This window comes from Acinetobacter sp. CAU_H_S170_2 (genome assembly GCF_058890445.1).
The window spans coordinates 1730582-1744844 of sequence record NZ_JBZYAE010000001.1; the positions used below are offsets into that span (position 1 = coordinate 1730582).

The 14263-nt window shown below is 43.2% G+C and carries 14 protein-coding genes; all 14 read right to left on the reverse strand.

Annotation, left to right across the window (positions count from 1 at the left end; genetic code table 11):
- Positions 1-60: 60 nt before the first annotated feature.
- The 14 genes from AC5EUN_RS08380 to AC5EUN_RS08445 all read right to left on the reverse strand — a co-directional run bounded on the left by AC5EUN_RS08380 (position 61) and on the right by AC5EUN_RS08445 (position 14233).
- Complete coding sequence (locus AC5EUN_RS08380; RefSeq protein ID WP_493352254.1) at positions 61-636, reverse strand: lysozyme; 576 nt, start codon at positions 634-636, stop codon at positions 61-63.
- On the reverse strand, positions 636-854 hold the full coding sequence (locus tag AC5EUN_RS08385; protein WP_063454338.1) for a hypothetical protein: 219 nt from the start codon (positions 852-854) through the stop codon (positions 636-638). Before AC5EUN_RS08385 ends, AC5EUN_RS08380 begins: the two co-directional genes overlap by 1 nt.
- Positions 851-1228 carry a hypothetical protein gene (locus AC5EUN_RS08390; RefSeq protein WP_063454337.1) on the reverse strand — a complete coding sequence of 126 codons (378 nt, stop codon included), beginning with the start codon at positions 1226-1228 and terminating at the stop codon, positions 851-853. The genes AC5EUN_RS08385 and AC5EUN_RS08390 overlap by 4 nt, the downstream gene beginning before the upstream one ends.
- Before the next feature lie 59 nt (positions 1229-1287).
- On the reverse strand, positions 1288-2055 hold the full coding sequence (locus AC5EUN_RS08395) for a hypothetical protein (RefSeq protein ID WP_493352255.1): 768 nt from the start codon (positions 2053-2055) through the stop codon (positions 1288-1290).
- A gap of 352 nt (positions 2056-2407) precedes the next feature.
- Positions 2408-7144 carry a TipJ family phage tail tip protein gene (gene gpJ / locus AC5EUN_RS08400; RefSeq protein WP_493352256.1) on the reverse strand — a complete coding sequence of 1579 codons (4737 nt, stop codon included), beginning with the start codon at positions 7142-7144 and terminating at the stop codon, positions 2408-2410.
- Between the two features lie 50 nt (positions 7145-7194).
- Positions 7195-7827: a tail assembly protein gene (locus AC5EUN_RS08405; RefSeq protein ID WP_493352257.1), complete on the reverse strand. Its 633-nt coding sequence runs from the start codon at positions 7825-7827 to the stop codon at positions 7195-7197.
- 33 nt (positions 7828-7860) lie between these two features.
- Positions 7861-8151: a hypothetical protein gene (locus AC5EUN_RS08410; protein ID WP_005266830.1), complete on the reverse strand. Its 291-nt coding sequence runs from the start codon at positions 8149-8151 to the stop codon at positions 7861-7863.
- A complete protein-coding gene (locus AC5EUN_RS08415; RefSeq protein WP_493352258.1) occupies positions 8141-8896 on the reverse strand; it encodes a C40 family peptidase in 756 nt (251 codons plus the stop codon). Before AC5EUN_RS08415 ends, AC5EUN_RS08410 begins: the two co-directional genes overlap by 11 nt.
- 2 nt (positions 8897-8898) lie before the next feature.
- Positions 8899-9687 (reverse strand): phage minor tail protein L, encoded by a 789-nt coding sequence (locus AC5EUN_RS08420; protein ID WP_493352259.1) that lies wholly within the window; start codon positions 9685-9687, stop codon positions 8899-8901.
- Complete coding sequence (locus tag AC5EUN_RS08425) at positions 9671-10618, reverse strand: phage tail fiber protein (protein ID WP_493352260.1); 948 nt, start codon at positions 10616-10618, stop codon at positions 9671-9673. The genes AC5EUN_RS08420 and AC5EUN_RS08425 overlap by 17 nt, the downstream gene beginning before the upstream one ends.
- A 22-nt stretch (positions 10619-10640) precedes the next feature.
- Positions 10641-10796, reverse strand: coding sequence for a hypothetical protein (locus AC5EUN_RS08430; protein ID WP_183175619.1), 156 nt, complete (start codon positions 10794-10796; stop codon positions 10641-10643).
- A gap of 9 nt (positions 10797-10805) precedes the next feature.
- Complete coding sequence (locus tag AC5EUN_RS08435; RefSeq protein ID WP_493352261.1) at positions 10806-11042, reverse strand: hypothetical protein; 237 nt, start codon at positions 11040-11042, stop codon at positions 10806-10808.
- 51 nt (positions 11043-11093) lie between these two features.
- Entirely contained in the window at positions 11094-11438 is a 345-nt protein-coding gene (locus tag AC5EUN_RS08440) for a phage tail protein (protein ID WP_493352262.1), read from the reverse strand.
- Positions 11435-14233 (reverse strand): phage tail family protein, encoded by a 2799-nt coding sequence (locus AC5EUN_RS08445; RefSeq protein ID WP_493352263.1) that lies wholly within the window; start codon positions 14231-14233, stop codon positions 11435-11437. Before AC5EUN_RS08445 ends, AC5EUN_RS08440 begins: the two co-directional genes overlap by 4 nt.
- Positions 14234-14263: the final 30 nt, after the last annotated feature.

Consider the following 14263-nt stretch of genomic DNA (forward strand, 5'->3'; position numbering starts at 1 on the left):
TCGAAATCGAATGCGCTGTGCAGCCTGAAAGGAGGATGCACAGCAATAAAGTAAATAACTTCATTTCAAAAATAAAGCCTTTTCAACAGTCCGGCGATTCACCAGTCCTTGCATACGTTTACCGCCTGCATTCACCCATACATCAAACTGATCTGCAGCACCACGAATATCATTGGCATTCAACTTTTTCACCAACGTCGATTTGCTAAATGCATTAGTCCCAATGTTGTAGGCAAGTGATACCAGTGCATCAAACTGATTTTGATTAAGCGGTATCTTCACTGCATTGTTTACAGTAGCTTCAAACTTCTTTAAATCATGTGCCATGTATGTCTTAGCTTGTGCTTCCGTGCAGGTATCACCTTTCATAACTTTAATGCCGTTCGGATAAACTGTGGTACCGAAACCAATCGTCCACACTCCCACTCCATCGTCATAGGCAGTAAGTCTCTTACCTTCAAAATTACAGATCAGGTCTATCCCACTTGGGCTGATGTGCATTTCATCTGTGGCGATACCCAGCATATCATTCAGGTCATCATAGGCGGTTGCAATTAACTTATCTGCAGCATCAACCTGCTTTTGGGTGAGTTTGCCACCACTGATCTTTCGCAGGAAATCAAATATGTGTTTCATTATGGGCTACCCTTAACTTTAGGCTGTGCAATCTTACGGCCAATGTACGCCAATGCAGGCAATACAACTGAAAGCAAAATAGCATGGTATTCAGTCGGAATGAGTTGTGTGTTGATGCCCTCTTGAATTAAAACAGGAAGAACACCCAATAAAAAAGCTCCGATAATTGGGAGCTTTACAGATAAATATTTCCAGACGTTTTCGGGGATGAATTTCATTTTTGATAATTCCTAATGGTTGATACGTCGGACTCAAGACGAGCCGTTTTTTCCTTAAGGAGTGAGTTTTCTTGTGCATTCTGGATAATTGAAGATCCGACCCATGTGCACACGCCAATAAAAACCCCTGCTAGAAGTGTTAAGGCAATACGAATGACATTCAGGCCACCATCGAGTTGAGCTGATTTATTTTCCAGCACACCAACCCGGGTAATAATCGAATCAATATCTTTGCGGTTTTCAGCACTCATGTTTTGGTGCGCTTCGTTAATGAAGGTCAATCTGGTTACGTGGTCGGACAGCATTCGAATGTCAGACTGCATTGAATCAATCTTCTTCTCTACTCTGACCCCGTACGACTCGTTGTCGGTCATAAGACCCCCTAAATTTTGGTAATAAAAAAGCACCCGAAGGTGCTATATAAAAGACATGATTAGTAGTTTGTTACATCGACCAGTAAAAATGAAAGACTGTGCGCTGATCTGTCATGCTCGCTAGGCGGTATGCCTTTATATGTGTAAACAACTATACGCTTGTACTCAAGAAATAAATCATTTCCAAATACTCTAGCAAATGTTCCAGTTTGAGTAATATCCGTCCCCCATAGACTGTCGTCGTCCGCATCCTCCCAGAATGTTCTCTCATCATAGAACGGTGTGTTCATAAAGCAGTAAGCCAACTTTCTGCCCTGCCACTCCGCTGTCTGGATGCTAGTAAATGATTTCTCAACAATTTTGTCTTGCTGAATGTGAGAGCTGTAATCGCCGTTTATTGCAGTTAGTACTTTTAAATACCTTTTGTTTGAATTAAATGTCTCTTTCCCCTCACTATTGAATACCCTTAAACCGTATTTCCCCGTTGTGTAAAAACCGCCATCAAATGCAAATATAAATACATCCACTTGTAAACCCACTACTTTTGAATATGCATCAATATGCCAATTATTTCCTATTCTCAACACACTAAGAGGGATAGTGATATTTGCTTGATTAGTAAAACTAACAGCTATGATACAATTAGGGTGGTTTGAAGCATCTAATGTATAACGGCTTGTTCTCCAAACGTTAGAGCCACCACCCCAATTAGATGGCGTGTTGTCTTTTAGTGTAACCGTTAGCTTCTGCTTCAACTGTAGATTTATATAGTTCTCATCTATCTGCAAATTGCCACGGCTATTTTTAACGCGTAATCCAAATGACATCAAAAAACCCCATACACAATTGTATGCCTTACGGTAGAGCCTGGCTCAATCGTAATATAAGCAGAATCTGATAATGTAAACACAGCTTGACCAGGATAAACGTTACATTTTAGATACCCATCAGACATAGGGTATTGATTATTAATCTTCTCTACAGCAATGCTACCCCACCAAAATCTATCCGAGAAGGCGCCTGGTATTTCAACAGTTGCAATTGCAGGTGGGCCAGAGAATTGCCCGCTAGGAACTGTAAACGTTAATGTGAGAGTGCCAAGCACCTTGCTCAAGCTATCAGAAACATCCAAAGTAATATTGCCGTTAAGATCCCATACTCTTAGCCCGTACATCACCACTAAACCTCCAAATTACCGAGCTGCACCATTAATGCGTTGCCATTGTCTGGGTCAAAGACTTTAATGTAATCATCTGAAATCATAAGCCCGTTTGTCATAGTACCCAATGCTCCTATGGTTGCACTAACAGCACTCAAACTCCCAATACTTGCTGTATCGATATGCGCCAACTTAATTGATGCATAATCCATAAATGCAGTTTTGAGATAAGCCCCTACTGGAAATACCGTTCCTGTTTCTGGATCAGTGAATGGCGTATTGCGGAAAATGAATGGGTAGTATGGTGTACTTCCTTCGCTTGCTGGCCCTGCTAAAGCAAACGAGTTGGCACGAATAACAAAGTTGCTGTAATTCGTACCTCCGCTTTCTTCAATCGCTAAACCGTAAGATGAAATCACACCATCACTATCAAGCTTGATTGTGTGCTGCGCCTTAATCTTACTTTCAGTCAGAACAAGTGAGTTTAGCCTTGCTTTGTCTGCTGTGATTTGTGCAATTTGCGAAGAAATAGCGTCTTTCTGTGCATTTGCATCAACTTTAGCAGCATTTAGCTCTGCAATTTGGCTTGTATAAAGATCAATTAATTCCTGATTTTTATCCTCCTTTGCTTGCTCTGCTGTGCGCTTACTTGTTATCTCAGCAATTCTTGCATCATAACTATTTACCGCTGAAGTGAGTGCCGCGGCCTGCCCTTGCAGCTTGGTGATGTCCTCATCAAGTCGAGCTTTTGCAATCTCATTCTTGAGCTTGTTTAAGTCACCAACAGCGCTTACAACTTCAATGCTTGTCTGCTGACCATCTACATAACCTTGAATCGTCTTGATCTCACCACTGATTGCATCAAGCCTGTCAGTAAAGACACCCTGCTCAAGCTTAATGGTTGCGATGTTCTCAGTTGCAGTGTTGGCTTTATCAAGTGCATCATCTGCTGTGGCTTGAGCCGCATCTGACAAAACTTTGGCTGCTGCAAGTGCTGCATCTGCCTTGTTTTTAGCATCTAGGGCGGCTGCTGCTTTTGCTGCTGATTCCGCGGCATTAGCTTTTGCGGTTGCGTCATCTGATGCTGCTGCAATTGCTGCATCAGCTTCGGCTTTCGCCTTGGCATCTGCATAGGTTTTTGCTGCTGACTCTGCTGCTGCTGACTTAGATTGAGCATCTAAAATTGCTTGATCGGCTGTGTCTTTTGCAGCCTTTGTGGACGCTTGAAGTGTATCAAACCGACCAGCGAAAGATTCATTGTCGGTCGCTCGCGCTGTTTCCAGTGTTACGATTGCGGCCTTATTCCCCTCAACATCAACTTTTAGTGTATTGATGCGAGATGATAGCGCCTCATTCTCCTGTGCTCTTGCATAAGCTTCGGTTTGAACCAGTGCTTTTGTATTGCTAATCTCAGCAACAGTGGTGTCGATGCGCTGACTTAGAGCTTCGTCGCCTTCAATCACTGCTGATTGCAAAGTCCATGTGCCAACATTGCCAGCAGTTGAGCCGATAAACCCTTCAGTTGAGCCGATCATGTCTGGGTTGACTTGCGCATACACACCGTTAAGCCGCGTGGTGTTTGCTAAAACACGGCCATCAACCTCCTGAATGTTTGCATTAGTTTGATTCAATGCGCCAGTGCTTGCCTTTGTGCCAAGTTCAGCAGTAATTTCCTCAATCTTGAGTGCATTCGCATCCGACTTCGTAGCTGATGCAGTTGCTTTTTCTAACGCGCTTGCTGCTCCTGTTGCTGCTGTATCCGCTGTGTTTGCTGACTGCTCTGCAACTGCTTTAACTTCAGTCACAAGACTTGATAGTGCTCTTGTGTCATCAATTGCAATATTGGCTTTCTGCAAAGCACTTGCTGAGTTAAACAAAGCATTGCCAGCTTCATCCTCTGCAACTTGCACCCGACCATCTAACGCTTGAGTTCTTTCAATCGCCAAAGATGAGTCAGTTAATGCAACATTTAGACTATCCTGAAAACTAGCAAGTGCATTGTTGTTGCTGAGCTTGTAGGTATCCACATAGCCATAGATTGCAGTTTCACCATTCTTACGATCTAAAACTTCTTGCGTTAAACCATCGTCAAGATCATCAATCGCGGTAATGCGTTGCTGTCTTTCCAGTGCCAATTCATCACTAATTTGATCTGTCTGAGTTTGAACAGCACTAATATTTTCAATCAAATTACCAATATCGCCATCCAAACCCGCAATTGTGTCGATCTTATCGATCTTAGTTTGCAAGTTTTGGTGTAATTGTGACTCGGTGATTTTGCCCGACAAAATATCAAGTACAGCGGATGCATCGGCTGAGGTTGTTGCGTTCGCATATTGCGACCACGGGCCAATATTCCCGATGCGGTCAATCAATCGTCCACGGAAATAACGCTTTAAATTTGGCTGCATTCCTTGAATTACATGGCTGTTTGTTGGGTATGCGAAAAGCCCAAGTTGCGCAGCATTGGCACCGTTTGCAGTGCTTGCAATCTCAATTTCCGTATAAGCGGTATCGAGCGCACCAGTCGCAGGGAAATTCCAATCTAAGCGATAACCAAACAAAATACCTGTCGCAGCAATATTTGCTAACGCTGGTGGTAAGCCTTGTTTGCCAGATAGAGTTGTTAAAACAGAATAAGTCGGTAAAGAAGCAATATCAAATGCAGAAATCGCAGTAACACGCGCTTCATAGTTACCTGCATAAATACCCTGTACTTCTACTGAGTTGCTGCCTGTGATTGGAAATTTAATCCACGAGCCATCATCTTTACGCCACTCAACTTGATACTTTGTAGCACCTTGCGCTTGATCCCAAGTAATCACCATGGTTTCAACAGACAAGCCTTGCTGAACCATGTTTTCAGATGAAATTAAAACATTGGTGACAGGCGCTTGAATGGTTGGATTGATGATTGAAATCGGACGATCATCAATGAATGCACCGAAATCAATCGCATCATATTTTGCTGATTCGTATTGCAAGCCTGTAATTGAAAACTGATGTTTGTCGTCTTGAGTAATACTCATGACGCGAAACTTCATCGTTTTTAAGTCTTGCGCATCAACGACCCAAACATTTTCTGCTGCAACGGATTCAAACGCCACTGTGACTGTGACATTTCGCCCAACTTTTGATGACACAATTCGCGTTTGCGCCTTGCCATTTTCACCGTTTACAACAAGTCGATCGCCTGCACGACACACCACATCATCACGATCTAAAGTAATGGTGCGCAAGTTTGCAGAAACTTTAGAGATACGCCCGCCATTGGCACGACCTGCGAACAACTCATCCGCAATTTCAATTACTTTACCTGGTTGTGGAATATAACCATCCAAACCAACTTTAAAAGATACAGTGCGAGTTTCCAGTTGCTCAGACTTTAATGCCCAAAGACCTGCACGTTGTGCCTGCCCTTCAGAAGTACAACCCCACGCATCAATCTCAGCAATACGCACACCGAGCTTTGCAATAGCTGCTTCATCCCGCACGAACACATATTCGGTCTTATAGCGATTTTGTGGATTATCCCAAGCCACTTTTGCAACTGTGTGTCGATCACGCGCACGAGTGCCTGAATATTCAAAATGCCCATCGATGACGTTGGCGCGAGTGTAAGTGAAATAAGTATCTTGTGGTAAATCAGCATCACAAACAATGGAGGTTCCATCCCAATAACTGATTGCACGGAATACGCCTGCTAGTTTACTTAAAATATCAAAAGCAGATTCGGCACTTTGAATATACACATTGCAGGTAAAACGCGGCTCCTGACCGCCTTTGCCGTCTGACACCAACTGATCGCAGTATTGAGCTAAACGATATAAAGACCATTTATCAATCATTTGCTCGGTTAAACGGTTGCCAAGCGCATATCGCTTATTGGTGCATAGGTCATAGTAAATCCAAGCTGGATTATTACTATAAGCACGTTTAAATGTACCATCCCACATCCCGATGTAAGTTCGGCTCACTGGATCATAGTTGCTCGGCACTTTGATCTTTACACCCTTTAGATCAACTGCGATTTTGGCAATATTCGAGAATGTTTCAGCATCATATTGCACACCGATCACTGCGGTATTTGGGTATGTAAGTTTAAGATCGATAACTTCAGTAATGGCTTGAATATACATCTTATCGCTGACATATTCAGAGCTCGAATTTGGTGTTTTACGTGTGACGCGAATCAACCAATTATTATTGGCTTTTGGCAAGCCGATACGGTGAGTACGCTCATAATTCGCTGAAGTTTTTCCTGACATTTTGGTGTCAAGCATTAACTCCCACGCACCTCCGTCAGTTTGTACTTCAATCGAGTAATCAATAACAATACCTGAGACATCGCCATTGCTTGGGTCTTGCTTTTTTAAAGCCCCAAAACGCACCCTTACAATTACGGCATCGAGATTAAGATTGGTAATCCCTTTAACCCAAGGCGTATCACTTTTAAGCTCAACTCCAACAGCAGCTTCAGAAGCAATGCTTTCAAAACCTTCCATGTATGTCTGGTCATTGGTGCCTGAGCGAAAATCTAGAGTGACATCTTGAAAGTTTCTTGCGCCACTATCGCTTTCAACTGGCGTGTCATCAAGAAAGATTGATTTAAAGCCATTTGCCAAACCCTCAACTTCCCCTTCACTCATGCCATATTGTAAACGTGCATAGGTTTTTGAAGCGGTTGTATCGTTTGCAATTTTGGGTTGTCTTTGGCTTTTGCTACCGCCTTTTGCGCCTTTAATTACTGCGTTCATACTCATCCTTAGACAATAAAAAAGGCGCTCATTGCGCCTGTGTTTTTAAATTATTTCTTTCCACCGCTGCTGCCGCCGCCTGTGTAACCAGCATCCGCAGAGCTAAAAGTATCTACTGCAAATTGACCAGCATTCACAATAAATCCACCGACTTCACGCTGACCATAAAGAATCGGAACTGGATTGCCTTGTGCGATAGTGGTGACTGCCCCACCAAAGCCTTTATTGGCCCTGTTTCCATCTTGGTTTTGATCTCCCTCGTCCATCTTTGGCATCATCATTTGAGCAATACCACCAACCATCATACCGATACCTGCGCCGATCACAGATGCAGCAAAGGGTTGTGCGCCTGGTATATACAACATAACAACACCCACAACAACCATCACCGCGCCAAGAATTGTTTGCAATACTCCATTGCCACCCGCGCCGATGACTTTAGGTACGATCTTGATAACTATGGCACCAGTCTCAAAGTCGATTTGATCCTCACTGATATTTTCATCATCTTGAAAGACAGCAAAGGCAAGACCTTGCTCATGAGCTGTTAGCATGAATTGCTCAAAGCCAGGCACTTGGACTGATAGTGCCTTTACAGCTTCACGGGTGCTTTCGACAGCTAGGTGAAATTCTTTGCCGAACTTCTTGGCTAAAATACCGTATAACTTAATTGTCTTGAGCATGATTCACTTTTCTCCACGCAATAAAAAACCGCCTTATTTGGCGGTTAATAGCTTTACATCTTTTCCTACTTCTACTCTCTTCCAGAAGGTTCCAAGCCAGCTGTTGGTTGAATCTAACCAAATATCCCAATCGTCTCGATAAGGACATTTCCTAATATATTCCACTTTACAATTCACAACTCGGTAATGTGTTGCATCGTGAGGTATTGATAACCCACTGTAATCTCCTTGCTCTAAAGCAAGTTGCTCATTTAAATCGTTAAGTAAATCATTTAGTTCTTTCTGTTTTTCGTGAATTCTTTGACGCAACCCTTTAAAGTTCATACTTCATCTCCCTATGCCGAACCACCTTTACAACTCGTTCCTGCCATTGTCGCCCAAAGATTTCACGCACAGACTTTCGGCCATACGGGTGATGTAGAATCAATGGTCCACCAAAACAACTTGTGCTTTCTTCTGACTTTAATTGCCACTGATCACCCAGCCAAACCACAGCATGATTCGGGTGTTCTGTACGACCAACATTACACACCAACATGTCACCATACTGAGGTTCTTTGACTTCATAAAATCCAGCTTCATCTAAATTTTCTAGATAAAGGGATTTGTGGTTTTTATCACTCCACCAATCATCTTTACGTTCGAAATCAATCAACTGAATACCCAACTCACGATTATAAAAATCACGAATTATTGAATAGCAATCTTGGTATCCATGGTGGTAATCACGACCAATGAGTGGCGCTTTATAGCCACATGGTTTATAGACTTGGAAATCTACTTCGGGCCAAGCACAGATCACCCAAGGCTTTTCATGAAGCTCAATTTGCAATAAATCTAAATCCGAAGCACGTGTTGTAGCATTGGGATGTGAATGTACATAGGCTTGAATCTCACCTTGATCTTCAGCATGCGCCAAGTCTTCATGATGAATTTGAAACTGACCTTTTTCAGCGACATTGCGGCATGGAATATACTCACCAGAAACAATAACCCCGCAACATTCTGCGGGGAAACATTCTTCAGCATGAGATAGAATCACTGCTTTTAGTTTTTTATTTAATTTCATTTTTACACCATTGAAGATGCAGGGAATCCACCAAAATGAAGCTCATTCTCTCGACAACGACAGCCTGACGTTCTGTAGTTACATCGATCTAAAGCTGGATTATCTGTCGGTTCATCTTTTTCAGTAAACATTGCAGATCCGATGTAGCCACATTCTTCACTTCGATATTCCCAGTTGCAGTAATTTGAGATTTGGCGTGTAGGGATTTTTAACCCTTCAAAATCCACTGGATTAGAAAGCTCAAACGTCACTTGCTGAGAATTTTCAGAAGTCTTTTGTTCAATGAACCAAATTTGCTCTCGCTTCTCACTTGGATTAGCTGTGGCATTGCCAGTGCTAAAGTTTTCAGCATCAAGATATTTAGCCAGCGTGGTAATGACTTTGAGTTTTGCTCCTGCAAAGTCGCCAAACTGTAAGCAGTACGCAGACACAGCGCCTTGAATGCCACCAATATTGTTCGCCATGCTTAAAGTTGGCGCTGAGGCTTTACCATCAGAACGCATCTCAAGACCCGACACTTCAAGCGCCATCGGCTCGAAAGTTTCACCTTGCCAAATGATGTTGCGATACCATGTTTTTGATTCAGCGCTTTCAAACACTTCACCAATTAATTGAGCCTCGTCCCCGAGCATTCCATCTGATCCGATATAGCTGTAAATACGCTCCCAATCTTCATAAGAAATATGACCATGAAAACGTAAAATGCCCGCACCTAAAGTGCGAGCATCGAGTTCAAACAACGTAATCAGACCATCAACATAGAGTTTCTGAAAATCACTGTTCAGGGTCATCTGTCACCTCGATTTCAGGCTGCGGAAGTTCTTGCAAACGTAGATCAATCCAACGGTTTTCGGTAATATCTACCGGGTTATCAAGATCAGCAACAATAGATACAGTCTCAAAATCAAACTTTTTCTTATAGGTTTTTATTGAAATATCGCCATTTTCTAGTGTTGTGTAGATCACTGAAAACAGGACATTTCCATTGGCATCTTTCGGGGTTTCGATATACCAACCTTCTTGTGCGAAACTGCTTGAACCCTTGATTAAGTAGTTACCAGCACCTAATTTTTCAAACTCGATATTTTGCTGTTGCGCTTCATCATTAAGCTCAATTTTATCTGCAAAGAGTTGAACAATCGGGGATGCTTCTTTAATGAATCCGTTAGCATCAGTTGTTGTGTTTCTGTCTGTTAAAATATGATAGTGTTCTACAGTAGAATCGCCGTACGCGCTCACAGCAATACCTTTACCGCTTGTCACATATGGTAGCCACAATGCTGCTCCGTGGGTTTGCGTATGCCTTTTTACATTAATCCCATAGATATCATACACCCCAAGTTTTGGTGGTCTTAAAGATGAGCTATTTGGCAACCTAAAAAACCCACTTGGCATCTGGGCTAGATTTGTTACAGCAGAATTATCTATCGCGAGGCCACCAATACCAAAAGCCCCGACTTCCATTACATTTCCAGTGCTTGTACCCACGACTCTTGTTGCTGCCGTCCCCAAACCTAAATTTGAACGCGCTGATCCCGCTGTGGTAGCACCTGTTCCGCCTTTATTTACTGGTAGCGCAGAAGGCAACACGCCCAAAGCGTTAGCCCCAAGCGCTGTATACAACTCATCATCATTCGCTTGTAGTTTTGCCGAGCCTGAGCGGAACGTATCCCCACCTGCGCCAGTAGGTGCTGTGCCTTGATTAATTGTTTGTTTAGCCATAATTATTCCTGAAATTTTTGAATTAAGTTGTTGCTGGTAAACGGTTACCAATAAAGCCTTCTGTTGAGCCGATTAATTGTGTTGTCGAGCCGATTCTCAGACCTTTATCAATAAGCCCCTGTGCAATTCTTGTGGTTCGTGGTGTGTATAACCCCGCAGCAAGATTGGTTGTTTTCATTAGCTCCCCTTATGTTGAAACAATGATGGTGTCGTTGTTTGATGGGTAGCTCACCCAAACCCACAAGTCACCCAGCGCCCCGTCGGTATAAACCTGCATGTCTTGATGGGACGCTTCTAGGTCGGCGGGCTGACTAGGGCTAAAAGCAAATCTGAAACGGTTGTGATGTGACTGGATATATGCTGGCGAATTGGCTGTAGCAATTTTTTGTGGTGTTGTGGTTAGTTTGACTTTTTGGGTCGCCATAATTTACGCTCACAAAAAAGCCCTCAATTGAGGGCATAAAGTTGATTGAATTTAAGGTTTAAAGTATTGGGTGAATGTAGTGGAGATGGACCAGACTAATCCACCAACCTGTCGTGGTTGGTATGAAGTTCCAGTCTTAACTCTCACCTCGCCATCCAAAGGAGAATCCCATAAAAATGAGTCAGCACCTTTGTGGCGATCAAAGAAGGCTTTAATTGCGATAATCTCATCCTTGTAGCCAGTTCTTTGATAGGCCCATTCTCCTTTTCGATTGTTGATGCCAACCGAGATGCTTTGCTCATACCCATCGCCGAATCTGCTAGATAACACATTGAAGTTTTGAGTATCCGAGCTGCCTTCTAGATCGCACGGGAAAGTAAATTTATCGTTGCTCATTTAGATAACAACCCCCCTTGACGTTGCTCTCGACGAATTACGCTCAGAGTCATATTTTCCATCATTTTCCCTAATTGCTTTGCATCAGATTCACTGGTTGTAGATCCATCAGACGCAATATGAATGGTTTGCGTGTAATAAACATCACCACCTGATCCACCGCCATTACCACCACCCGAATTAATCGCACTCACAGCACCCATACCAACACGATGAGTATCTGCAACCAATCCCCCCGTCGCATAACCCCGACGAATCGACTTTCGCAAATCCTCAAAGCCTTGCGGACCACCCAGAGCTTTAACTTCTTCTTGAGTTAAAACACCTTCGCCCTTATGGACAATGCCAGCAGGCTCGTATTTACCACCGTGGCCTGTGTAGCCACCGCTGGCGAAGCCTGCGATTGTTTGGGCTGCAATGAGTCCGACGTTCGCGTAACCCATTCCTAAAATCAACGATGAGTATGTTGCCTTTTGAGCCATGGTTAAGGCTGTCGGATCAGCCATCACCTGAGCTGCTGCTAAGTGCGTAGAAACTAAGGCTGAGCCAATTGCAAACATCTGCTGCATTAAGAACATAGCCTTATATGCACCCGACTGCTCGCCAGCGCTATCCTTGACCATCTGAGTCATATCACCCCAGACTGAGCCAGCCTGAGATAACAGTGAGCCGTACATACTCAGGGTTGCGGAGTGCTGATCCTCAATCAGCCTCTTTGCATTATCACTATACTCAACATCCAGCGCCTTCATATTGGCTATATGAGTGGCTTTTGCTTGCTCTAACAATTCATATCTCTGTTGAGCTTGCTCTGGTGTGTCGTAGTCCTGATTAATGCGACTCACATTGTTTGTATATGAATCAAATTCACTGCTTTTACTACGAGCTGAGGCAATATTTAAACTAGCTGTTTTATACTCAAGCCCCTCTCCGCCAAACTTTTTAGCTATACCGGATAATAAAATCGCATTTTCAGCATTTGCCATCTGGTCGAGCAGATCGTTTTTATATGAATCCAATTTCTCTTTTTGAGCAGCTCGGTATGACTCAACATCCCGATCATATGCCTCTTTAGCCTTCCTGAGATAAAGTTCACGATTTGCAGGGTCATTAACAAACCCCTTCTCGATCTCTTCTTTTGATTTATTGTAATCAATAAGAAGTCTTTCCTCTCGAGTTGCATAATCTCGTATTACTCCCTCTTTAGCTCTTTCGATTTCAGCTTGCAACCGTTCGGCTTCACGTTTTTGCTGTTCGGCCAATCGCTTGGCTTCATTTACTGCCTTGTTGGTTTCTGCCTTGCTAGACTTTGGTGCTTTAGCGGTTGGAAAGAGATTTTTGTTTTGCTCTGCGCCACCACCAACACCCTTGCCTTGTGTCTTATTCCACTCCAATTGAGCTTTTCGATTGTTAATAATGGATTGTGTGAGGGCGTCATATTGACCTGTTTGCGACGAAACAATACTACCAATCGCCTTAAACCCATCTTTGGAGTTGTTGTATATATTCTTCGCAGCCTTTGCACCATTACCCCACACAAAGTCCTTCGCTCCCGAAAGCAATGCGGAGCCTTTTGCTTGGATGCCATCAGCATTGGCGAAATTCACCGCTGTTGTGCCTATGGTCTTGAATTGATTCACAACCATCGACATGATTTCAACAAGGTTTTTCATGCCTGTTGCAAGGCCAACAATTAAGACACCAACACCCTTAGCAGCAAAACCAATGCCTTCAATCACACCTGTAAAGCGCCCACCTTCAGTTGATCCATTCATGAAATATGAAAGTAGTGTGCTTAGAATCGGCATTACCTGTGATGCTAATTCACTCTTTAAGGCACCGAACTGCATTTGAAGAGATTCTGTTTGAGCGGTCAACTCAATGGATTTCTGAATAGCTTCTTCACCCGTGAGAATTCCAGCCTCTTCCATTGCTTTCTGGTAGTCTTTCCAAAGCTTCCCGCCATCCATTAACAGCGGTGCTAGTGCGGTTAAGTCAGAACCCATAGACTCAAGGTAGAATGACATCTCCTTTTGGTTTACGCCCGCTTCTTCTAGCTTATCAACATAGGTTTGAAGTGCGTCAATGCCGTCCATTTTCGACATTTCTTCAGCAAGTTTTTTAGCTCCTTGTGCGCCATCTTCTGTCTTGACTGCAATCTGTTCAAAGAAATCTACAGCGCCACCCGCACCAATAGAATTAAATTCACCGATTTTTTCATTGAAATCTTTCAACATGTCGGCTGTCTTTTCTTGCGTCACGCCGAACGTTGCAGCAGCACCAGATAAACCCTGAAAATTGGCAATAGATGTATTTGCAATTGCTGAAAAACGCGCAAGCTCAACATTACCTCTAGCAACCTCCATGGTCATGTTTGCAAGGTAGCCACTCGCTACAGCAACACCACCAACAAAAGCACCTGCAAGTGAAGCACCAACAAGTAGCACCCCGCCACTCAAACCAGATAGTTTTGTAGATAAACCCTGTATGTGTGAGCCAAACTTCCCATCATTTGCGGCTTGAGCTATTGTGCTTCTCAGCTCGCCCATTTTCCCCGATGTGGTTTTTGCTTCATTTCCAGCAGTTGAGATGCTTTTAGATAAATCGTCAACTTTTTTGGCAGATGATTTAGACTTATCCCCAGCATCAGAAATAACCTTGGCAGTATCTTTAACTGATTTTTCTGTTTTATCACCTTGAGTCTCCACATCCCTTAATGACTTGGTGACATCATCTGTGCCTTTTTTTGCCTTGGTTGTATCGATGATAATTTCAAGGCGTGATGTTTCAGTCATGAGAGACTCCTAAATTTAGGCAATAAAAAA

Coding starts and splice junctions, on each gene's coding strand:
- AC5EUN_RS08380 (WP_493352254.1), bottom strand. CDS start 636: ATGAAACACATATTTGATTTCCTGCGAAAGATCAGTGGTGGCAAACTC.
- AC5EUN_RS08385 (WP_063454338.1), bottom strand. CDS start 854: ATGAAATTCATCCCCGAAAACGTCTGGAAATATTTATCTGTAAAGCTC.
- AC5EUN_RS08390 (WP_063454337.1), bottom strand. CDS start 1,228: ATGACCGACAACGAGTCGTACGGGGTCAGAGTAGAGAAGAAGATTGAT.
- AC5EUN_RS08395 (WP_493352255.1), bottom strand. CDS start 2,055: ATGTCATTTGGATTACGCGTTAAAAATAGCCGTGGCAATTTGCAGATA.
- gpJ (WP_493352256.1), bottom strand. CDS start 7,144: ATGAACGCAGTAATTAAAGGCGCAAAAGGCGGTAGCAAAAGCCAAAGA.
- AC5EUN_RS08405 (WP_493352257.1), bottom strand. CDS start 7,827: ATGCTCAAGACAATTAAGTTATACGGTATTTTAGCCAAGAAGTTCGGC.
- AC5EUN_RS08410 (WP_005266830.1), bottom strand. CDS start 8,151: ATGAACTTTAAAGGGTTGCGTCAAAGAATTCACGAAAAACAGAAAGAA.
- AC5EUN_RS08415 (WP_493352258.1), bottom strand. CDS start 8,896: ATGAAATTAAATAAAAAACTAAAAGCAGTGATTCTATCTCATGCTGAA.
- AC5EUN_RS08420 (WP_493352259.1), bottom strand. CDS start 9,687: ATGACCCTGAACAGTGATTTTCAGAAACTCTATGTTGATGGTCTGATT.
- AC5EUN_RS08425 (WP_493352260.1), bottom strand. CDS start 10,618: ATGGCTAAACAAACAATTAATCAAGGCACAGCACCTACTGGCGCAGGT.
- AC5EUN_RS08430 (WP_183175619.1), bottom strand. CDS start 10,796: ATGAAAACAACCAATCTTGCTGCGGGGTTATACACACCACGAACCACA.
- AC5EUN_RS08435 (WP_493352261.1), bottom strand. CDS start 11,042: ATGGCGACCCAAAAAGTCAAACTAACCACAACACCACAAAAAATTGCT.
- AC5EUN_RS08440 (WP_493352262.1), bottom strand. CDS start 11,438: ATGAGCAACGATAAATTTACTTTCCCGTGCGATCTAGAAGGCAGCTCG.
- AC5EUN_RS08445 (WP_493352263.1), bottom strand. CDS start 14,233: ATGACTGAAACATCACGCCTTGAAATTATCATCGATACAACCAAGGCA.